General features: G+C 67.7%; 18 protein-coding genes and 2 tRNA genes. 2 read left to right on the top strand and 18 right to left on the bottom strand.

All coding sequences use genetic code 11. The features are described 5' to 3' along the window. Positions 1-9 precede the first annotated feature (9 nt). Positions 10-1,299, top strand: a complete 1,290-nt coding sequence (locus EGK76_RS06995) for a nucleotide sugar dehydrogenase (RefSeq protein WP_096297496.1) — start codon at positions 10-12, stop codon at positions 1,297-1,299. A 530-nt stretch (positions 1,300-1,829) separates the two neighbouring features. Here the strand turns inward: EGK76_RS06995 and EGK76_RS06990 are convergent. The 16 genes from EGK76_RS06990 to EGK76_RS06915 all read right to left on the bottom strand — a co-directional run bounded on the left by EGK76_RS06990 (position 1,830) and on the right by EGK76_RS06915 (position 15,504). Continuing rightward, a tRNA-Arg gene (locus EGK76_RS06990) sits at positions 1,830-1,906 on the bottom strand. A gap of 101 nt (positions 1,907-2,007) precedes the next feature. Further along, positions 2,008-2,100 (bottom strand) — tRNA-Ser (locus tag EGK76_RS06985). A 50-nt stretch (positions 2,101-2,150) separates the two neighbouring features. Beyond that, positions 2,151-2,357, bottom strand: coding sequence for a carbon storage regulator CsrA (gene csrA / locus EGK76_RS06980; RefSeq protein ID WP_096297495.1), 207 nt, complete (start codon positions 2,355-2,357; stop codon positions 2,151-2,153). 157 nt (positions 2,358-2,514) lie between these two features. Further along, entirely contained in the window at positions 2,515-5,157 is a 2,643-nt protein-coding gene (gene alaS / locus EGK76_RS06975) for an alanine--tRNA ligase (RefSeq protein WP_123832122.1), read from the bottom strand. Positions 5,158-5,333: 176 nt separating this feature from the next. Further along, positions 5,334-5,789, bottom strand: coding sequence for a regulatory protein RecX (locus EGK76_RS06970; RefSeq protein WP_233580219.1), 456 nt, complete (start codon positions 5,787-5,789; stop codon positions 5,334-5,336). Positions 5,790-5,907: 118 nt separating this feature from the next. Continuing rightward, complete coding sequence (recA, locus tag EGK76_RS06965; RefSeq protein ID WP_096297492.1) at positions 5,908-6,942, bottom strand: recombinase RecA; 1,035 nt, start codon at positions 6,940-6,942, stop codon at positions 5,908-5,910. 186 nt (positions 6,943-7,128) lie between these two features. Next, positions 7,129-7,758 (bottom strand): transcriptional repressor LexA, encoded by a 630-nt coding sequence (gene lexA, locus EGK76_RS06960; protein WP_096297491.1) that lies wholly within the window; start codon positions 7,756-7,758, stop codon positions 7,129-7,131. A gap of 221 nt (positions 7,759-7,979) precedes the next feature. Further along, complete coding sequence (locus EGK76_RS06955; protein WP_123832120.1) at positions 7,980-8,207, bottom strand: hypothetical protein; 228 nt, start codon at positions 8,205-8,207, stop codon at positions 7,980-7,982. A gap of 74 nt (positions 8,208-8,281) precedes the next feature. Further along, entirely contained in the window at positions 8,282-9,361 is a 1,080-nt protein-coding gene (gene truD / locus EGK76_RS06950; RefSeq protein WP_123832119.1) for a tRNA pseudouridine(13) synthase TruD, read from the bottom strand. Continuing rightward, on the bottom strand, positions 9,358-9,858 hold the full coding sequence (gene ispF, locus EGK76_RS06945) for a 2-C-methyl-D-erythritol 2,4-cyclodiphosphate synthase (protein ID WP_123832118.1): 501 nt from the start codon (positions 9,856-9,858) through the stop codon (positions 9,358-9,360). The genes truD and ispF overlap by 4 nt, the downstream gene beginning before the upstream one ends. Before the next feature lie 287 nt (positions 9,859-10,145). Then, on the bottom strand, positions 10,146-10,835 hold the full coding sequence (gene ispD / locus EGK76_RS06940) for a 2-C-methyl-D-erythritol 4-phosphate cytidylyltransferase (protein WP_096297489.1): 690 nt from the start codon (positions 10,833-10,835) through the stop codon (positions 10,146-10,148). After that, positions 10,832-11,182, bottom strand: a complete 351-nt coding sequence (gene ftsB, locus EGK76_RS06935) for a cell division protein FtsB (protein WP_096297488.1) — start codon at positions 11,180-11,182, stop codon at positions 10,832-10,834. Before ftsB ends, ispD begins: the two co-directional genes overlap by 4 nt. Before the next feature lie 18 nt (positions 11,183-11,200). Then, the gene (gene eno, locus EGK76_RS06930; RefSeq protein ID WP_123832117.1) at positions 11,201-12,487 is read right to left on the bottom strand and encodes a phosphopyruvate hydratase; all 1,287 of its coding nucleotides are present in this window, start codon (positions 12,485-12,487) and stop codon (positions 11,201-11,203) included. A 62-nt stretch (positions 12,488-12,549) separates the two neighbouring features. Beyond that, positions 12,550-13,383: a 3-deoxy-8-phosphooctulonate synthase gene (kdsA, locus tag EGK76_RS06925; protein ID WP_096297486.1), complete on the bottom strand. Its 834-nt coding sequence runs from the start codon at positions 13,381-13,383 to the stop codon at positions 12,550-12,552. Continuing rightward, positions 13,380-15,056 (bottom strand): CTP synthase, encoded by a 1,677-nt coding sequence (locus EGK76_RS06920; RefSeq protein WP_096300384.1) that lies wholly within the window; start codon positions 15,054-15,056, stop codon positions 13,380-13,382. The genes kdsA and EGK76_RS06920 overlap by 4 nt, the downstream gene beginning before the upstream one ends. A gap of 136 nt (positions 15,057-15,192) precedes the next feature. After that, positions 15,193-15,504 carry a hypothetical protein gene (locus tag EGK76_RS06915; protein ID WP_096297485.1) on the bottom strand — a complete coding sequence of 104 codons (312 nt, stop codon included), beginning with the start codon at positions 15,502-15,504 and terminating at the stop codon, positions 15,193-15,195. 297 nt (positions 15,505-15,801) lie between these two features. Here EGK76_RS06915 and parE point away from each other — a divergent pair, with 297 nt between their 5' ends. Beyond that, complete coding sequence (parE, locus tag EGK76_RS06910; RefSeq protein ID WP_096297484.1) at positions 15,802-17,691, top strand: DNA topoisomerase IV subunit B; 1,890 nt, start codon at positions 15,802-15,804, stop codon at positions 17,689-17,691. A 139-nt stretch (positions 17,692-17,830) separates the two neighbouring features. On the opposite strand, the gene mdtD is transcribed toward parE, so the two are convergent. Further along, positions 17,831-19,255 carry a multidrug transporter subunit MdtD gene (mdtD, locus tag EGK76_RS06905; RefSeq protein WP_123832116.1) on the bottom strand — a complete coding sequence of 475 codons (1,425 nt, stop codon included), beginning with the start codon at positions 19,253-19,255 and terminating at the stop codon, positions 17,831-17,833. Next, positions 19,252-20,055, bottom strand: a complete 804-nt coding sequence (gene hutG / locus EGK76_RS06900; RefSeq protein WP_123832115.1) for an N-formylglutamate deformylase — start codon at positions 20,053-20,055, stop codon at positions 19,252-19,254. Before hutG ends, mdtD begins: the two co-directional genes overlap by 4 nt. Between the last annotated feature and the right edge of the window lie 26 nt (positions 20,056-20,081).

The raw sequence follows: 20,081 nt of genomic DNA, 5'->3' as shown, positions 1-20,081 counted from the left end.
CGCTCCTGCATGACCGCACCGTTGCCCGCACGCGACGACATCCGCATCGCCATCATCGGCCTGGGCTACGTCGGCCTGCCGCTCGCGGTCGCGTTCGGACGCCGACACGCCACTCTGGGCTTCGACATCGACACCACCCGCGTGGCGGGCCTGCAGCGCGGTGACGACCATACCCGCGAGCTGTCGCCCGACGAACTGCGCTCGGCGTCGCATCTGCGCTATAGCGCCGACGCGGCCGACCTCGCCGGATGCAATGTGCACATCGTCACCGTGCCCACGCCGGTCGACGCCTACAAACGGCCGGACCTGGGCGCACTCGAGGCGGCGAGCGCCGCGGTCGGAGCCGCGCTTCAGCGCGGCGGCGTCGTGATCTTCGAATCGACCGTCTATCCCGGCGCGACGGAAGAGATCTGCGTGCCGATCCTCGAGCGCGTCTCGGGCCTGCGCTTTCTGGAGGACTTCCACGTCGGTTACAGCCCCGAACGGATCAATCCGGGCGACAAGGAACACCGTCTCGAGAACACCTTGAAGGTCACCGCCGGCTCGAGCGAGGCCGCGGCCGGATTCGTCGACACCCTCTACCGCGACATCGTCGAGGCCGGGACCCATCGGGTCTCGAGCATCCGCGTGGCGGAAGCGGCCAAGGTCATCGAGAACACCCAGCGCGACGTCAACATCGCGCTCGTCAACGAGCTCGCGCTGATCTTCGACCGCCTGGGCATCGACACCCACGAGGTGCTCGAGGCCGCCGGCACCAAATGGAACTTCCTGCCGTTCCGCCCTGGACTCGTCGGCGGTCATTGCATCGGCGTGGATCCCTACTACCTCACGCACAAGGCGCAGGAGATCGGCTACCACCCGGAGGTCATCCTCGCCGGCCGGCGCATCAACGACAGCATGGGCCTGCATGTCGCCCAGCGCGTGGTGAAGCTGATGCAGCAGCGCGGCATCCAGACCGCGGGTGCGCGCGTGCTCGTACTGGGCCTGGCGTTCAAGGAGAACTGCCCGGATCTGCGCAACACCCGCGTCATCGACGTCGTGCGCGAACTGGAGAGCTACAGCATCCAGGTCGATGTCCATGATCCGTGGGTGGCCCCCGCCTACGCGCAGCACGAATACGGCCTGACGCCGATCGACACGCCGCAAGCGGGCATCTACGACGCGGTCGTGCTCGCTGTCGCGCACACCCGGTTCCGCGAGCTCGGTGCAGATGGCCTGCGCAAGTTCGGAAAGCCGGGCGCAGTGCTGTTCGACGTCAAGGCGGTCCTGCCGGTCGACGCGGTCGACGCTCGCCTGTAACGGCTGCGTTGCGCCGGCGCAGCCAGCTGCGCCGTCTCGTCCCGTGCGCGTCGCCGCGCCACTCCGTACCACTGCGCTTGCCGCAGCGCGAACGCTGCCACTGCACGTGACATCACGCGCCCTGGGGCGATGCACAGCCATGCCACGTCCATGGCGAGCTGCCGGTGCTACAGGCCGCCCGGATAACCCCACCACGTCCGCTTGAGGCGGGCGACACGCGCCGGCCTGGGCCTGGCCAGCCAGACGACGTCAGAAGTCTTCGTTTGCCGTGCGTGCCGGGCAAACACGCATCGCTGCGCGATGCACGCGATCACCGGCAAGACATCGATTTCGCGCCATGCATCGCTTGCGGCTCGCCGAGCGCCAGGAAGCAGATGGAGAGCCGCGCAGTGCCGACGCACACTGAAATCGGAGACGGCAGCGCCCGGCGTCGGGTTCATTGCTGACGGGATAGATCGCGCAGCAGCAGTCGTCGGAAAAAACGCAGGCAACAAAAAAGCCAGCGATCGCTCGCTGGCCTCTTTATGTTCTGGCGCGCCCGGAAGGATTCGAACCTCCGACCCCCAAGTTCGTAGCCTGGTGCTCTATCCAACTGAGCTACGGGCGCTTTGAACAGAAGCGGAATTTTGCAGAAATTCCGATGTTTCGTCAACCACCTCTGCAAAGATTTTTTCAGCGATTCGCGAGGAATCCGATCGATCTAAGCAGTGGCGGAGAGTGAGGGATTCGAACCCTCGATGGAGTTTTAAGCCCCATACTCCCTTAGCAGGGGAGCCCCTTCAGCCACTCGGGCAACTCTCCGAAGCAACGCGTCTGATGCATGCACCGAACGCGGGGCGAAGGATACCGATTCAGGGCGTCTGCGGCAAATCTTCCTGCACATCGCTCGACTCGCCTTCCCCATGGATCCGCTGGTAGATCTCTTCGCGATGCACGGCGACATCCTTCGGCGCGGTGATACCGATACGCACCTGGTTGCCCTTGACGCCGAGCACGGTCACCGAGACCGAGTCACCAATCATCAGCGTTTCCCCGACACGGCGGGTCAAAATCAACATAACAATCTCCTGGGCGCGACGCGCATCAAACGCGCCGGCATAGCTGTAATCGGACCGTTATCGACCATGGAAACCGATTACAGACCCATCAAGGGCGTGAAGCATGTCCTCTGCCGCCCGACCGGTCAATACACGGACGACACTGTTTAACGCCCGCTTAGCCGAGCCGTGTCGCAACCCAGTCAGGAACGTCCTCAAGGGCTGCAATCAGGGCCGGCCCGTCCTCGCCGCCGCCCTGGGCCAGATCTGGTCGACCGCCGCCCTTGCCGCCGATACGACCGGCCACATGCGACAGCAATTCGCCCGCCTTGACCCGTCCGCTGGCCGCTCCCGAGACTCCGGCCACCAGCGCTACCTTGCCCTCGCTTGCGCCGGCGAGCAGCACCACGACATCGCCGAGCTGCTGCTTGAGCCGATCGACGGCGTCACGCAACGCCTTCGCGTCGAGCCCCTCGATACGTGCGGCGACAATCTTGACGCCACCCACATCGACGGCTGATTCGCCCAGATCGGCGGTCGCGCCACTGGCAGCCTTGGCCTTGATCGTCTCGAGTTCGCGCTCGAGCTGCTTCTGCCGCTCCAGCAGGGCGCGCACCCGCTCGCCGATTTCGCCCGGGCTGCCGCCCAGCAGTGCCGCCGCATGACGCATGCGCTCCTCGTCCGTGCGCACATGATCGAGCGCAGCCTGTCCGGTCAGCGCCTCGACGCGGCGTACGCCCGAGGAGACACCGCCTTCGGAAACCAGCTTGAACAGCCCGATGCGACCGGTACGGTCGACGTGGGTACCGCCGCACAGTTCCACCGACTCGCCCATCGTCACCACGCGCACGCGCTCGCCGTACTTTTCGCCGAACAGCGCCATCGCGCCGGAATCGAGCGCGCTCTGCATGTCCATCTGCTCGATGCGCACCGGGTGGTTGGCGCGCACCTCGACGTTGACGCGCCGTTCGATCTCGGCAAGTTCCTCGGCGGTGACCGGCTGGAAATGCGAGAAGTCGAAGCGCAGCCGCTCGGGCGCGACCAGCGAGCCCTTCTGCGCGACGTGCGTACCGAGCAGTTCGCGGAGCGCGCCGTGCAGCAGGTGCGTGGCGCTGTGATTGAGCACGATCGAATCGCGGCGCTCCGCATCGACGACGCCGCGCACGCGATCGCCGGTGCGCAGCGCGCCCGACGTCACGCGGCCGACATGGCCATGGAACTGGCCGGAGAGCTTCTGCGTGTCGCCTACTTCGAAGCGCAGTCCATCGGCCTCGAGCGCGCCGGTATCACCGACCTGGCCACCGGATTCGGCATAGAAGGGCGTGCGATCGAGGATCACGACCGCCTCCTCACCCGCTGCAACCGCATCGACCGGCCGCCCGTTCTGCAACAGCGCGACGACCCGCAGGTCGTCGGCGGACGTGACACCGTCCCCGACGAACATGGTGGGCGACAGCTGCGAGACCAGTTCGGCCGACAGACCGGTGCCGGCAGAGAACTTGCCGGCCGCGCGCGCGGTCTCGCGCTGGCGCTGCATTGCGGCGTCGAAGCCGGCCATGTCGACATCGAGGCCACGCTCGCGCGCGATGTCCTGGGTGAGGTCCAGCGGGAAGCCGTAGGTGTCGTAGAGGCGAAATGCGTCCTCTCCGGGGATTGCGCCATTACTGCGGGAGGCCACTTCGTCGAAGATGCGCATGCCCGCGTCGAGCGTCTCGGCAAAGCGTTCTTCCTCGACCCTGAGCGCGCGTTCGACCAGCTCGCGCTTGGCATGCAGCTCGGGATAGGCCTCGCCCATCACCGCATCGAGCGTTTCGACCATCGCGCTGAAGAAGGGCTGACGCACGCCGAGCATCCAGCCGTGCCGCAGGGCCCGCCGGATGATCCGGCGCAGCACGTAGCCGCGGCCTTCGTTGGACGGCAGCACACCGTCGACGATCAGGAAGCTGCAGGCGCGGATATGGTCGGCGATCACGCGCAACGACTTGTTCTCCAGATCCTGGGTGCCGGTGAGCTCGGCGGCCTTGCGGATCAGCGCCTGGAACAGGTCGATCTCGTAGTTGCTGTGCACGCCCTGCAGGATCGCGGCCAGGCGCTCGAGCCCCATGCCGGTGTCCACGCACGGCGCCGGCAGCGGCAGGAGAGTGCCGTCGGCCTGCTTGTCGAACTGCATGAAGACGAGATTCCAGATCTCGATGAAGCGGTCACCGTCCTCGTCGGGCGAGCCGGGCGGTCCGCCGAAATGCGACGGGCCGTGGTCGTAGAAGATCTCGGTGCACGGCCCGCATGGGCCGGTGTCGGCCATCTGCCAGAAATTGTCGGAAGCAAACGGCGCGCCCTTGTTGTCGCCGATGCGCACGATCCGTTCTTCCGGCACGCCGACCATGTCGCGCCACAGTGCGTAAGCCTCGTCGTCGGTGTGGTAGACGGTGACCAGCAGCCGCTCGGCCGGCAGCTTCCACACGCCGGTCAGAAGCTCCCAGGCCCAGGCGATCGCCTCCTTCTTGAAGTAGTCGCCGAACGACCAGTTGCCGAGCATTTCGAAGAACGTGTGATGGCGCGCGGTATAGCCGACCTGGTCGAGATCGTTGTGCTTGCCGCCCGCGCGCAGGCAACGCTGTACATCGGCGGCGCGCACGTAGCTGCGCTTCTCCGCGCCGAGGAACACGTCCTTGAACTGCACCATGCCCGAGTTGGTGAACAGCAGCGTCGGGTCGTTGCCGGGCACCAGCGGCGCGGACGGCACGATGGTGTGGCCCTTGCCCTTGAAGAATTCGATGAAGTCGCTGCGGATCTGGGCGGTGCTGGAGGTCTGCGTGGTCATGGGCCTGACGGACGATGCGGGAGGGGGCATGGGCATGCCGGTACCACGCGCGTCCGTCTTCGACGGTGCCGATCCAACGTCATGCCCAGGAAAGCGAAGGGTAGCAGGCCGCCCGGGCACCCGGCGCCCTGCCCGGCCGTGCTGGCCTTGCGCGTGACACGACCGTCAGGGCGGGGTCAGCCGGCCTGCAGGGCCCGCACCGCGCCATAGGCGGTGTCGCCGTCGAACCCGCGACGCAGCAGGAACTCCACGGCCTTGCGGCGCAGCGCCGGATCAGCGGCGAACGCGCCGACGTCGTAACGACGCTCGAGCAGGTCGCGTGCACGCTGCGGCCAGTCGGCCTCGCCGTCGGCCGCCAGCGATTCGAAAGCGGTGGCGATCTGCCTGTCGGTCAGCCGATGACTGCCGAGTTCGGCCTCGATCCGCAGCGGGCCGTATCCGCCGGTCGCCCGGCTGCGGGCAAGACTCGCTGCGAAACGCGCGTCGTCCTGCCAGCCGGCGGCGTGCATCTGTTCGACCGCCGCGACAGCTTCCTCGCTGTCCACCCCGCGCGCCTCGAGCTTGCGCAACAACTCGGGGCGCGAATGTTCGCGCCGCACCAGCAACGACAACGCCCGCATCGCGGGCGTCATCTCACGGCGTTTGCGCCGTTTGCCGGTGCCACCTGTCAGCCCCGAAGCGCCCGCGTCGCAGCTTTCACTGCGCGCGCCGACGGCCTCGGCCGGATCATGCGGCTCCGTCATGCCGGCCTCAGCCGGCGTCGACTTCTTCATCGTCCGGGACGACCGCCACTGCCGGCAGCAGGCGCTCGCGGATGCCCGCCTCGATGCGCGCGGCGACCTCGGGGTTGTCCTTGAGGTACTGGCGGGCGTTCTCCTTGCCCTGACCGATCCGCTCGTCACCGGCGCTGTACCACGCACCCGCCTTCTCGATGAGCTTGGCTTCAACGCCCATGTCGATCAGTTCGCCCTCGCGGCTGATGCCCTCGCCGTAGAGGATCTCGGTGACCACCTGCTTGAACGGCGGTGCCATCTTGTTCTTGACGACCTTGATGCGGGTCTGGTTGCCGATGATCTCGTCACCCTTCTTGATCGCACCGATCCGGCGGATGTCGAGGCGCACCGAGGCATAGAACTTCAGCGCGTTGCCGCCCGTCGTGGTTTCGGGGCTCTGGCCCGGCATCATGATGCCGATCTTCATGCGCAGCTGGTTGATGAAGAACACCATGCAGTTGCTGCGCTTGATGTTGCCGGTCAGCTTGCGCAGCGCCTGGCTCATCAGGCGCGCCTGAAGGCCCGGCAGCTGATCGCCCATCTCGCCTTCGATCTCGGCGCGCGGGGTCAGCGCGGCGACGGAGTCGATCACGACCATGTCGACCGAATTGGAGCGCACCAGCATGTCGGCGATCTCGAGCGCCTGCTCGCCAGTGTCGGGCTGGGAGACCAGCAGGTCCTCGACGTTGACGCCGAGCTTCTGCGCGTAGGTCGGATCGAGCGCGTGCTCGGCGTCGATGAACGCGGCGACGCCGCCCAGCTTCTGGCACTGCGCGATCGTCTGCAGGGTCAGCGTGGTCTTGCCCGAGGATTCCGGACCGTAGACCTCGATGACGCGGCCACGCGGGAGGCCGCCGATGCCGAGGGCAAGATCGAGCTGCAGCGAGCCGGTCGGAATCACCGGAACCACTTCGGATACGCGATCGCCCATGCGGATCACCGAGCCCTTGCCGAACTGCTTCTCGATCTGGCTCAGGGCTGCGGAAAGCGCGCGCTTCTTGTTCTCGTCCATCGTCGTGGTCCTTGTCATTCGTATTCCGGTCTGGTGGGAGCATCCTCGCAATCACAGGTCGCACAGGCTGCGACGCTGCAGGGAGGAAGCAAAATTATGTGGATATGGGCATGCCGGTCAGCGGCGCGCTGCGCGGATGGCCGTCGGGGAACGCCGCGCACGCGCTGCGCCCAAGGGACACAACGCTCATCGGTTCGGCCTGACCAGCCCGCAGTACAGGCCTTCGATCGCGAAATCCTGGTCGGGCAGCACCTCGATGGGGGCGTAGTCGGGATTGCGCGGCATCAGGCGGATGCGGTCCTTGCCGATCTTCAACAATTTGACGGTGATCGCGTCATCCACCCGGGCGACGACGATCTGCCCGGAACGCGCGTCGCGCGTGCGGTGCACGCCGATCAGGTCCCCTTCGAAGATGCCTTCGTCGCGCATCGAATCGCCCTTGACCTTGAGCAGGTAGTCCGGCGACGGGGAGAACAGCACGCGGTCGAGCACGAGGTAGTCGTCGGAACCGATGTCGGCCCCGATCGGGGCGCCGGCCGCGACCTGGCCCAGCACCGGCAGCCGGAGCGCATCGCCCTGCAGGTCGGATGCGGGTCGCGACTGCGCCGGTGCCCGCACGCGGATGCCGCGCGCACGTCCCGGCACGCGCTCGATGGCGCCTGCAGCTTCCAGGGCATCGAGGTGGTATTGCGCGGCACGAACGCCGCTGAATCCGAAGGCCCGCGCGATCTCGGCCTGCGAAGGCGGCATGCCTTCGGACTCGATGCGCTCGCCGATCATGTCGAGAATCGCGTGCTGGGTCGGAGAGATGTCCATGGTTAGTAGTATTACTACTAACCGTCACCGCGGCAAGCGGTGCCCCCGGCGGGCCCAGGAGAGGACCTCAGCGTGGGCCGAACCGGTCGGCGGACCCTCCGAGCGTCCACGGCGGAGGCGCGGATGTCGACCGACACCAGAGTGTCCGGTGCGCGCAAGGCACGCACGCTGAGGTGATGCTGCGCTGGCTGGCGATCAGCCGGCGCACGAGCATCCTCCACTCAGTCCTGGCGGGCCCGCCGCATTGGCGGATTGATCCAATGTACCTGCAGGCCGCGGCGTAGCGCGGTCTGGTTGACGCGCCCGACATAGTTGTTGTCGACCGCGATGTGGTTGGCCGCCGACGCCGGATCCGGCTGGGGCGAGCTGGCCAGGCGTGGCGACTGGCTGGCGCAGCCGGCGGCGGTCAGAACGGACACAACGGCGACGATACGAAGGGAACTCTGCATGGCCCTGGCTCCGTGACGGGGGTTCGCGGCGGAACCTGCCCTACACCGCTATACACCCGGCGCCCCCGGGGCGGTCAGCCGTCCGTCGGCTGCGCAGGCGCGAGGCGACGGACGGCGCCGTTGCCGATGGTGCCGAGCTCGGCCAATACCGCGGTCGCGTAGCAACCCGCCGGCAGCGCGAAAGCGAGTTCCAACCGGTCGGGCGCGGGCCACGACCATCGGAGGTCGCCGGGACACAGCCGCGTGGCCCGCCGTTCCTGCGACAGGCCTGCAGCCTCCAGCCCGGCGCGCAGCGCCAGCGATTGCGCGTCCTCGAGGGCCGCGGTTTCCCGTGCCAGCGCGGCTGCGGCGCTGCGCAGCGCGCCGCGGCCCCACAGCGGCGCGGTGGGGTGGATGTCCTGGGCGGCGACACGGGCCGCAAGCGCTTCGCTGGCCGGCTCGGGGCCGAACACGCTGCGACTTCCATCGAGCATCCACACCTCGCCTTCGAGCCCGGCATCCCAGTCGCCGGCCACGACGCGTGCGGCCAGCACACGGTTGAACAGCGCCGAGCGTGCCGCCGACAACAGCATCGCGCGTTGTTCGCGATCGATGCGGCGTCGCGGCTCGGCGAACATGCGCAGGGCCTTGTCCACGTTGCCGCCATCGTGACCGAAGCGCTGTTCGCCGAAGTAGTTCGGCACGCCGCGGGCGGCAATCGTCTGCAGGCGCGCGTCGATCGCCGCCGCATCGCCGCTCACGTCGCGCAGGGTCAGCACGAACCGGTTTCCGGCCAGCGCTCCTCGCGGCAGCTTGCGCGCGTGCCGGGCCTGGTCGAGTACGCGCAGGGACTGGTGCGCACCCGCGCCCAGTGCCTCGAGCTCGGCGATATCGGGCGCGGCGCGACCCGGCAATTGCACCGAGAAGCGCTGCGTGGTCAGTGCGTGCCGGTCCTTCAGCCCGGCATAGCCCACCGCGCGCGCATCCACCCCCGCCCACTGCGCGAGCAGCCGCGCGACGAACGCGGTGTTCATGCCGGCCTTTTCGATGGTCAAGAGCAGGTGTTCGCCGCTGCCGCTGGCTTCGAAGCCGTCGATCTCGTCGACGCGGAAATCCGCCGGATCCTGACGGATCGTCGCCGTCAGCACCGGCGCACCGAGGGCAGTCGGATTCACGCTGCGGCGTCGCGGACCAGCAGGCAGATCGCCTGCGCGGCGATGCCCTCGCCGCGGCCGGCGAAGCCGAGCTTCTCGCTGGTCGTCGCCTTGACCGAGATGCAGTCCAGCGCGATGCCGAGGTCGCCGGCGATCGCCGCGCGCATCGCATCCGCATGCGGGCCGATCTTCGGCCGCTCGCAGATCACGGTGACGTCGGCATTGCCGACCCGCCAGCCGCGTTCGGCCAACAGCGCATTGCAATGGCGCAGCAGCGCGCGACTGTCGGCCCCCTTCCAGCGGTCATCAGACGGCGGGAAATGCACGCCGATGTCGCCCAAGGCGAGTGCCCCGAGCATCGCGTCGCACAGGGCGTGCAGGGCCACGTCGCCGTCGCTGTGCGCGAGCACGCCGTGGCTGTGCGGAATGCGGACGCCGCCGACCATGACGTGGTCGCCAGCGCCGAAGGCGTGGACGTCGAAGCCCTGGCCAATGCGGAAACCAGACGTGGCAGTCATGGGACGGATCCTGCGGCAAAAAACGGGACGGCAGCTTGCCACGGATCGCGGATCGGGCAAGCCACAGCCTGGTCACGGAGAGCCCAGTGGCCATGCCGCGCGGAGTCCCAAAAGGGCCCATGGCCAGCATGTGCGTCCATTACGGACTGCGCGGCAGGCGCTCGAGCGACCGGTCGGCTCCTGCTGCGAGCACCCATCCGCACGGCTTCCTGCGGTCGTATGCATGAGCCGGATGCCGCCTCACGCGCCACGCTCTCCGGAAGAACGCGTGCCGGATGGACAGCCCTTCACCCTCGGCGCGACAGCTCGAACTCGAAGCGCGCAAGGTCGGCAGGTGTCGTGACCTTGAAGTTGTCTTCGCGGCCTTCGACCAGCAAGGGGCGCGTGCCCTGGAGTTCCATCGCCATGGCCTCGTCCGTCACCGCGACGCCCGCGGCATCCGCGGCTTCCAGTGCCCGGCCCAGTTGGAGGCGGCGGAACAGTTGCGGCGTCAGCGCGCGCCAGAGCCGTTCGCGCGGCTCGGTACCGTCGATGCCGCCTTCGTCGCCTGCGCGCTTGAGCGTGTCGCGCACCGGCGCGGCGAGGATCGCGCCGACGGGATCCATGCGCCCGCGCTCGAGCAGTGCGTCGAGATCGCCGGGATGCAGGTTCGGCCGCGCAGCGTCGTGCACGAGCACGAAATCATCGGGCCGCACCGATTCGGGCAGCGCGTACAGGCCGGCCAGTACCGATGCCGCGCGGGTTTCGCCACCGCCCGCGCGCAGCAACGGCTTGCCGTGCAGCACGGACTCGGGCAGCGCCGGCGCGTCGTCCGCGCCCAGCACCAGCACGATGCCGGCGATCCCGGCATGCCCGGCGAGGGCGTTCAGGGTGTGCGCCAGCAGGCTCAACCCCCCCACCTCGAGAAACTGCTTGGGCACTTCGGCGCCAAAGCGCGTCCCCCGCCCTGCGGCCGGCACCACCACCCAGGCGCTCATGGGGTATTCGCCCGTTGCCGGGCGTCCGGGTCGAGCGCGTGCTCGGCCGGCAAGGGCGCGATGCGGGCGTCGTCGACGACGCGATAGAAGGTCTCGCCCGGCCTGATCATGCCCAGCTCGCCACGCGCCCGTTCCTCGATCGCCGCCTCGCCGGACTTCAGGTCGGCCACCTCGGCTGCGAGCGCGGCATTGCGCTGCTCCAGACCTTCGTTCTGCCGCGCCTGCGCTTCGACGCGGGCGCGCAGTTCCTCGACCTGCTCGGTGCCACCGACGCCATACCAGAGCCGGTACTGCAGCCAGGCCAGCAGCGTGGCCAGCAGCAACATCACCACAAGCAGGGCGCGCATCGGCGATGTCCCGGGGGATCAGCGCTTGATCGAAACGAATGCGTCGCGGCCGGCGTAACGGGCCTCGCTGCCCAGTGCCTCCTCGATACGCAGCAGCTGGTTGTACTTGGCGACGCGGTCGCTGCGGCACAGCGAACCGGTCTTGATCTGCGTGGCCGTGGTGGCCACCGCGATGTCGGCGATCGTCGTGTCCTCGGTCTCGCCGGAACGATGCGACACGACGGCGGCATAACCGGCGGCGTCCGCCATGGCGATGGCTTCGAGCGTCTCGGTCAGCGTGCCGATCTGGTTGACCTTGATCAGGATCGCGTTCGCGGTCCTGGAGTCGATGCCTTCCTTGAAGATCTTCGGATTGGTGACGAACAGATCGTCGCCGACCAGCTGCACGCGATCACCGATGCGATCGGTCAGCTGCTTCCAGCCGGCCCAGTCGTCCTCGGCCATGCCGTCCTCGATCGTGATGATCGGGTACTGCGCGGCCCAGTCGGCGAGGAAGTCGACGAACTGCTCACCGGTCAGGCGCTTGTTCTCGCCGACCAGGTTGTACTTGCCGTTGTCGTGGAATTCGCTCGACGCCACGTCCAGGCCCAGCAGCACGTCGTCGCCCGCGGCGTAACCTGCCTTGCCGATCGCCTCGAGAATGGTGTCGAGCGCTTCGACGTTGCTGCGGAAGTCCGGCGCGAAGCCGCCTTCGTCGCCGACGGCCGTGCTCAGGCCATGGCCCTTGAGCACCGATTTCAGCGCGTGGAAGATCTCGGTGCCGGCGCGCAGCGATTCGGAGAAGCTGCTGAAGCCGACCGGCAACACCATGAACTCCTGGAAATCGACGTTGTTGTCGGCATGTGCGCCGCCGTTGATGATGTTCATCATCGGCACCGGCAGCACCGGCGCGCGGTCGCCGCCCAGCAACTTCCACAACGGAATCTTCCGCGATGCGGCCAGCGCGTGCGCGTTCGCCATCGACACACCGAGCAGCGCATTCGCGCCCAGGCGGCCCTTGTTCTCGGTGCCGTCGAGGTCGATCAGGCGCTTGTCGAGACCGGCCTGGTCGGCGGCGTCGAAGCCCTTGAGCGCATCGGCGATTGGGCCGTTGACGTTGCCTACGGCCTTGCGCACTCCCTTGCCGAGATAGCGCGTCTTGTCGCCGTCGCGCAGTTCCACCGCCTCGCGGGCACCGGTCGATGCACCCGACGGCACCATCGCGCGGCCAAAGCTGCCGTCATCCAGGGTCACTTCGGCTTCGAGGGTCGGATTGCCGCGGGAGTCGAGGATCTCGCGGGCATGGATCTTGGCGATGGTCGTCATGGTCGGGTCGAAAGTCTCGGTCAGCGGAAAAGGAGGAGATCGGACAGCGGCACAGCCGGCCGTCAGAGATCGGATTCGGCGAAACCCGCGCGCTTGGTCACGGCGTCGAGCTCGAGCATGGTTTCCAGCAGCGCGCGCATGCGGTCCAGCGGCCAGGCATTGGGACCGTCACTGAGCGCTTCTTCCGGCCTGGGATGGGTTTCCATGAAGACGCCCGACACACCGACGGCGATCGCCGCGCGCGCGAGCACCGGCACGAACTCGCGCTGGCCACCACTGGACGTGCCCTGCCCGCCCGGCAGCTGCACAGAATGGGTCGCGTCGAACACGACCGGGCAATTGGTCTCGCGCATGACGGCGAGCGAGCGCATGTCGCTGACCAGGTTGTTGTAGCCGAAGCTCGCGCCGCGCTCGCAGACCATGATCTGGTCGTTGCCGGTGGACTTCGCCTTCTCGACGACCGGCTTCATGTCCCATGGCGACAGGAACTGGCCCTTCTTGATGTTGACCGGCTTGCCGGCGGCGCAGACCTTCTTGATGAAATCGGTCTGGCGCACGAGGAAGGCCGGGGTCTGCAGCACGTCGACGACCGAGGCGACCTCGTCCATCGGCGTGTATTCGTGCACGTCGGTCAGCACCGGCACGCCGATCTGGCGCTTCACTTCCGCCAGCACGCGCAGGCCTTCTTCCATGCCCGGGCCGCGGAAGCTCGTGCCCGAGGTGCGGTTGGCCTTGTCGAAGCTGGACTTGAAGATGAAGTTGATGCCGAGCGCCGAGGTGATTTCCTTGAGCTGACCGGCCACATCGAGCTGCAATTGCTCCGACTCGATCACGCACGGGCCGGCGATCAGGAAGAACGGCTGGTCCAGACCGACCTCGAAACCACAGAGCTTCATGCGTGCGCTTCCTTGAGAGGTTCGACGAGAGTTTTGCCGCCGGCCTTGTGCTCGCGCGCCGCGCGGACGAAGCCGACGAACAGAGGATGCCCGCCGCGCGGGGTCGACAGGAACTCGGGGTGCGCCTGACAGGCGATGAACCACGGATGCTGCGGCAGCTCGATCATCTCCACCAGCAGGTCGTCCATCGACTTGGCGCTGATGACCAGGCCGGCATCCTCGAGCTGGGTGCGATACCGGTTGTTGAACTCGTAGCGGTGGCGGTGGCGCTCGCCGACGACATCCCGGCCGTAGACCTCGCGCGATTTCGTACCCGGCTTGAGGCGTTGTTCCTGCAGGCCGAGGCGCATGGTGCCGCCGAGGTCGCTCTTCTCGTCGCGCCGCTCCACTTCACCGGCCTGCGTGCGCCATTCGGTGATCAGGCCGATCACCGGATGCGGCGACTGCTTGTCGTTCTCGGTGCTGTTGGCGCCTTCGAGGCCGGCGACATTGCGCGCCATGTCGACGACGGCCGCCTGCATGCCATAGCAGATGCCGAAATACGGCAGGCCGGATTCACGCGCATATTTCGAGGCCATCACCTTGCCTTCGAAGCCGCGATCGCCGAAGCCGCCGGGCACCAGCACGCCATCGACATCGCCCAGCCACGCGGCAGCGCCGTCGCGCTCGATGTCCTGCGATTCGATCCACTTCAGGCTCACCCGCGTGCGCTGGCGGATGCCGCCGTGCTTGAGCGCCTCGCCGACCGACTTGTAGGCATCCTTGTGGTCGACGTACTTGCCGACCACGCCGATCGTCACCTCGTCGTCCGGGTTCTCCACCGCGTCGACGACATCGATCCATTCCGACAGGTCGGCGATCGGAGCGGCCTTGGCGCCCAGACGCAGACGCTCGACCACCAGTTCGTCCAGACCGCGCGCGTGCAGCCACATCGGGATCTTGTGGATGTTGTCGAGATCGACGGCCGAGATGACGGCCTTCTCCGAGACGTTGGTGAACGAGGCGATCTTGCGGCGCTCGCCATCGGGCAGCGGCTGTTCGCTGCGGCACACCAGGATGTCGGGCTGGATGCCGATCGAACGCAGCTCCTTGACCGAATGCTGGGTGGGCTTGGTCTTGAGCTCGCCGGCGGCGGCGATGTACGGCACCAGCGTCAGGTGCATGAACAGCGCCTTCTCGGCGCCGCGGTCGGTGCGGATCTGGCGGATGGCCTCGAGGAACGGCAGCGATTCGATGTCGCCCACCGTGCCGCCGATCTCCACCAGCGCCACGTCATAGCCCTGGGTCGCTTCGTCGATCGCCCGCTTGATCGCATCGGTGATGTGCGGGATGACCTGGACGGTCGCGCCGAGGTAGTCGCCGCGGCGCTCCTTGCGGATCACGCTCTCGTAGATCTTGCCGGTCGTGATCGAGTTCTTGCCCGACAGACGCACGTTGATGAAACGCTCGTAGTGACCGAGGTCGAGATCGGTCTCGGCGCCGTCGTCGGTCACGTAGACCTCGCCGTGCTGGAACGGGCTCATCGTGCCGGGGTCGACGTTGATGTACGGATCGAGCTTCATCATCGTCACCCGCAGGCCGCGGGCTTCGAGGATGGCGGCCAGCGAGGCGGCCGCGATGCCCTTCCCGAGGGAAGAGACCACGCCGCCGGTAACGAATACGAGCGGTGTGATGGAACTGGTGGGAGGCGTCATGAGGACAGCGGGTCGCTGGAAAGCCCCATTCTACAGGCTGCAGCCCGCGACTGCCCGACCCGATGCAGAACGCCCCGGCAAGCCGGGGCGTCGGTCAGGTGGAATCGGCCGGAAATCAGGCCGGATCGTCCTCCTCCTCTTCCTCTTCCACCTGCTGCATGGTGCGCTCCTCCTCGATCGCGGCAGCTTCCTCCTGGGCGTCGACGGCCTCGTTCATGGCGTCGGCCGCGTACGTGGACTCCACTGCCGCATTCTCGGCGGCCTGCGCCGAAGCCTCTGCGGTCTGCGCGGCCTGCTCGGCCTGCTGCGCGGCGACCTCGGCATCGCGTGCCTGTTGTTGTTGCGTGGCCGCCGCGTCCTGGGCGAAAGCGGGGGCGGCGAAGGCGCCGGCGACGATGGCGGCGAAAAGCACATTGCGGGTGTTCATTGGACTGTTTCCCTTATGGCGAATTCGAATTGGCGCAGTGGATCGGTTGCAAGCCATCCGCGAGGCGGACGAAAAACCGTCGGCGATTTGCTGCTGACGGCTCGAACCTAGCCAAGCCAGACCGGCCGCGGACTGAACAACACATTGATCACTTGCCGCATACAGGCCGCTAACGGCGCTGCAATCGCTTACATCCCGCCGCAACGCGGATCGTGGCGCCGAGGCGCCAGCGAGACGCCGGAATCGGCGCGTCGGCAATTCCTTTAACATGCGCCGATTCCCGCGCAGCAGCCCCGCATGAACACCCGCTACAACGCCGCCGACATCGAAGTCCTCTCCGGCCTGGATCCGGTCAAGCGCCGCCCCGGCATGTACACCGACACCACCCGCCCGAACCACCTGGCGCAGGAAGTGATCGACAACGCCGTGGACGAGGCGCTGGCCGGGCATGCGCGGCAGATCGAGGTCACGCTGTTCAAGGACGGCAGCTGCGAGGTGTCCGACGACGGCCGCGGCATGCCGGTCGACATCCATCCGGAGGAGAAGATCCCGGGCGTGGAGCTGATCCTCACCCGCCTGCATGCCGGCGGGAAGTTCAACAACAAGAACTACACCTTCAGCGGCGGCCTGCACGGCGTGGGCGTCAGCGTGGTCAATGCGCTGTCGACCCTGGTGGAAGTGCACATCAAGCGCGATGGCAGCGAACACCGCATCACCTTCCGCAATGGCGACCGCGCGACGCCGCTGGAAGTCGTCGGCACCGTCGGCAAGAAGAACACCGGCACCCGCGTGCGCTTCTGGGCCGACCCGAAGTATTTCGACACCCCGAAATTCAGCGTGCGCGCCCTGCGCCACCTGCTGCGCGCCAAGGCGGTGCTGTGCCCGGGCCTGACCGTCACCCTCTTCGACGAGGCGACCGGCGAGCGCGACCGGTGGCTGTTCGAGGACGGGCTGCGCGACTACCTCAAGGGCGAGCTCGCGGAACGGGAACTGCTGCCGCCGGAACTGTTCGTCGGTGCGCTCAGGAAGGACACCGAGACCGTCGACTGGGCGGTCGCGTGGGTGGTCGAAGGCGAACTGGTGCAGGAGAGCTACGTCAACCTGATCCCGACCGCGCAGCACGGCACCCACGTCAACGGGCTGCGCACCGGTTTCACCGACGCGCTGCGCGAGTTCTGCGATTTCCGCAACCTGCTCCCCCGGGGCGTGAAGCTGGCGCCGGAAGATGTCTGGGACCGCGTCGCCTTCGTGCTGTCGATGAAGATGACCGACCCGCAGTTCAGCGGCCAGACCAAGGAGCGGCTGTCGTCGCGCCAGGCCGCGGGCTTCGTCGAGGGCGCCGCGCACGATGCGTTCTCGCTCTGGCTCAACCAGCACACGGATATGGGCGAGAAGATCGCCCAGCTTGCGATCGACCGCGCCAGTGCGCGGCTCAAGACCGAGAAGCAGATCGTCCGCAAGAAGGTCACCCAGGGGCCGGCGCTGCCCGGCAAGCTGGCCGACTGCATCAGCCAGGACCTCTCGCGCACCGAACTGTTCCTGGTCGAGGGCGATTCCGCCGGCGGCAGCGCCAAGCAGGCGCGCGACAAGGACTTCCAGGCGATCCTGCCGCTGCGCGGCAAGATCCTCAACACCTGGGAAGTGGCCAGCACCTCGGTGCTGGGTTCGGAAGAAGTGCACAACCTCGCGATCGCGATCGGCTGCGATCCGGGCAAGGACGATATTTCCGGCCTGCGCTACGGCAAGGTCGTGATCCTGGCCGACGCCGATTCCGACGGCCTGCACATCGCCACCCTGCTGTGCGCGCTGTTCCTGCAGCACTTCCCCGCGCTGGTCGCGGCCGGCAACATCTTCGTCGCGATGCCGCCGCTGTTCCGCGTCGACGTGGGCAAGCAGGTGTTCTACGCGCTGGACGAGGAAGAAAAGCGCCTGCTGCTCGAGAAGATCGCGCGCGAGAAGCTCAAGGGGCAGGTCAATGTGACCCGCTTCAAGGGTCTGGGCGAGATGAACCCCTCGCAGTTGCGCGAATCGGCGATCCATCCCGATACGCGGCGCCTGGTGCAGCTGACCGTCGACGACGACCTGGAAACGCGCTCGCTGGTCGACATGCTGCTGGCCAAGAAGCGCGCCGGCGACCGCAAGGCCTGGCTGGAAACCAAGGGCGACCTGGCCACACTCGAGGTCTGACAGGCCGGCTTTTCGGCCCACGCTGTCGCAGGCGCCGGCAATTCGCGACAGGGCCTGCGGCCATGGCGGCTGGCGTCCGCTGCGCAGGCAGGCGCACCCGCCTCGAAGCCCCGAGCGACGCGGATCGATCCGCGCCGCCTCAGGCCTGGTCGGCCGTGTCCACGACCCGCTCGGAAATGCGGCGAGTCCGGCCGAGCTGGGCGAAGATCGCCGCCGAGGCCAGGGTCAGCGCGCCGATGCAGACGAAGGTCCAGCGGAAGGCCGAGAGCATCGGGGCTGTCCCGGCCGGCTCCCCGCCGCTGAAGGCACCGAGCAGACCACCGGCCGTGGCGACACCCAGGCTCATCGCCAGCATCATCACCATCGACAGCAGGCTGTTTCCGGCGCTCGCCTCCGACCCGTCCAGATCGCGCAGCGCCAGGGTGTTCATCGCGGTGAACTGGAGCGAATTGACCGCGCCGAACACCGCGAACTGCAGCAGATGCAGCCAGAGCGGCTGGCCGGCTTCGACCAGGGCGAAGCTCGCCATCGTCAGGCCGGTCAGCACGGTATTGACCACCAGCACGTTGCGGTAACCGAAGCGCTGCACCAGGGGCACGACGATGCGTTTGGAGAACATGCCGGCGATCGCGACAGGCACCATCATCAGCCCCGCCTGGGTGGCCGGAAACCCGAGTGCGACCTGCAGCAGCAACGGAATCATGTATGGCATGCCGCTGCTGCCCAGTCTTGCGAACAGGTTGCCGAGCAGGCCGATGCTGAAGGTCCGGGTGCGGAACAGCGTCAGCGGGAACAGTGGCGCGGGCGCGCGCGCTGCATGCAGCCAGTAGGCGACCAGCGCGACCAGGCCGGCGACCAGCAGCACCACCAGCGCCGCCCGGCGGGGCGAATGCCCCGAAAGCGCATCGACCGACAGCGACACCGCGATCATCCCGAACGCGAGCAGTGCGTAGCCCGTCCCATCGAAACGCGACACTGGCGCGCGCAGATCGGGCATCCACTTCAGCGCCGCAATTCCGCCCACCACACCCAACGGCAGGTTGATCAGGAAGATCCAGTGCCAGGACGCGACATCGGTCAGCCAGCCGCCGAGCGCCGGTCCGATCAGCGGGCCGACCAGCCCCGGCACGGTCACGAAAGTCATCGCCGCCAGAAAGGCGCTGCGCGGCACCGCACGCAGCACGGCGAGCCGCCCGACCGGCAGCAGCATGGCGCCGCCGATCCCCTGCAGTACGCGCGCGGCGACCAGCGCATCGAGGCTCCGCGACGCGGCGCAGGCCAGCGAGCCGGCCGAGAACAGCAGGATCGCGGCGACGAACAGACGGCGCGTGCCGATCCGGTCGGCCAGCCAGCCCGACGATGGAATCAGCATCGCCACCGTCAGGGCATAGGCCACGACCACCGACTGCATGCGCAACGGCGACTGCCCCAGATCCGCCGCCATCGCCGGCAGCGCCGTGTTGACGATGGTGGTGTCGAGCATCTGCATGAACACCGCCGCGGCCACCAGCCACAGCATCGGCCGGAACGGCCGGAGCAGCGTGGCGTCGTCCGCGCGGCTCATGCGCCGGCCGCGAATCCGATGGCGGCGGCAAGCAGGCTCCGCAGCAACGGCGTCAGCACATCGGCGCGCGCCGCGTCCCACTCGAACGTGGTTTCGTCCATGTAGCAGCGCTGGCTGATCTCGAGCTGCACCGCCTCGATGCCTCGAGCCGGATCGCCGAAGTGGCGGGTGATGTGCCCCCCCTTGAAACGCCCATTGGCCACCCAGCCATAGTCCGTCTGCGCGGCAAGCACGGCCTCGAGCCGCGCCTGCAACGCCGGGCTGCAGCTGGCGCCGCCGGCGGTGCCGAGATTGAGGTCGGGCAGGCGACCTTCGAACAGGAACGGCAGATCGCCCTTGATCGAATGGCCCTCCCACAGCACGACGCGGCCATGCGCGGCAAGCAGGCGCGCGATCTCGCCCTGCAGTGCGGCGTGGTAGGGGCGCCAGTAGCGGTCGACCCGAGCGCGCACCTCGTCAGCATCCGGGGCGGCACCGTCGCGGTAGACGGGCGTACCGTCGAACTGCACCAGTGGACACAGGCCGGTGGTGTTCTGGCCCGGGTACAGCGAGACGTCGTCTTCCGCGCGGTTGAGGTCGATGACGTAGCGCGAGTGGGACGGCACCAGCACGGACGCGCCGAGGGTGCGCGCGATTCCGTAGAGGCGGGCGATGTGCCAGTCGGTGTCGGGTACGCGCCGGGCGGAAGGTGCCAGCCGCGCGCCGATCTCGGCAGGCACGTGGGTGCCGTCGTGCGGCAGGCTGACCAGCAACGGGGCAGTGCCGCGCTGCAGCTGGAAGATCGGCGGGGCTTCGGACATCGGCGCATTGTAGGGCCGGTCATGTC

This window comes from Luteimonas sp. 100069, assembly GCF_003813845.1.
GTDB classification, from domain to species: Bacteria; Pseudomonadota; Gammaproteobacteria; order Xanthomonadales; family Xanthomonadaceae; genus Luteimonas; species Luteimonas chenhongjianii.
Note: the sequence above shows the minus strand (reverse complement) of the source record. Positions and strands in the feature narration are given on the sequence as shown.

Bases quoted from the DNA above. Each gene is read 5' to 3' on its own strand.
- EGK76_RS06995 (WP_096297496.1), top strand. From the start codon at position 10: ATGACCGCACCGTTGCCCGCACGCGACGACATCCGCATCGCCATCATC.
- csrA (WP_096297495.1), bottom strand. From the start codon at position 2,357: ATGTTGATTTTGACCCGCCGTGTCGGGGAAACGCTGATGATTGGTGAC.
- alaS (WP_123832122.1), bottom strand. From the start codon at position 5,157: ATGACCACGCAGACCTCCAGCACCGCCCAGATCCGCAGCGACTTCATC.
- EGK76_RS06970 (WP_233580219.1), bottom strand. From the start codon at position 5,789: ATGACGCCCGCGATGCGGGCGTTGTCGTTGCTGGTGCGGCGCGAACAT.
- recA (WP_096297492.1), bottom strand. From the start codon at position 6,942: ATGGACGAGAACAAGAAGCGCGCGCTTTCCGCAGCCCTGAGCCAGATC.
- lexA (WP_096297491.1), bottom strand. From the start codon at position 7,758: ATGGACATCTCTCCGACCCAGCACGCGATTCTCGACATGATCGGCGAG.
- EGK76_RS06955 (WP_123832120.1), bottom strand. From the start codon at position 8,207: ATGCAGAGTTCCCTTCGTATCGTCGCCGTTGTGTCCGTTCTGACCGCC.
- ispF (WP_123832118.1), bottom strand. From the start codon at position 9,858: ATGACTGCCACGTCTGGTTTCCGCATTGGCCAGGGCTTCGACGTCCAC.
- ispD (WP_096297489.1), bottom strand. From the start codon at position 10,835: ATGAGCGCCTGGGTGGTGGTGCCGGCCGCAGGGCGGGGGACGCGCTTT.
- ftsB (WP_096297488.1), bottom strand. From the start codon at position 11,182: ATGCGCGCCCTGCTTGTGGTGATGTTGCTGCTGGCCACGCTGCTGGCC.
- eno (WP_123832117.1), bottom strand. From the start codon at position 12,487: ATGACGACCATCGCCAAGATCCATGCCCGCGAGATCCTCGACTCCCGC.
- kdsA (WP_096297486.1), bottom strand. From the start codon at position 13,383: ATGAAGCTCTGTGGTTTCGAGGTCGGTCTGGACCAGCCGTTCTTCCTG.
- EGK76_RS06915 (WP_096297485.1), bottom strand. From the start codon at position 15,504: ATGAACACCCGCAATGTGCTTTTCGCCGCCATCGTCGCCGGCGCCTTC.
- parE (WP_096297484.1), top strand. From the start codon at position 15,802: ATGAACACCCGCTACAACGCCGCCGACATCGAAGTCCTCTCCGGCCTG.
- mdtD (WP_123832116.1), bottom strand. From the start codon at position 19,255: ATGAGCCGCGCGGACGACGCCACGCTGCTCCGGCCGTTCCGGCCGATG.
- hutG (WP_123832115.1), bottom strand. From the start codon at position 20,055: ATGTCCGAAGCCCCGCCGATCTTCCAGCTGCAGCGCGGCACTGCCCCG.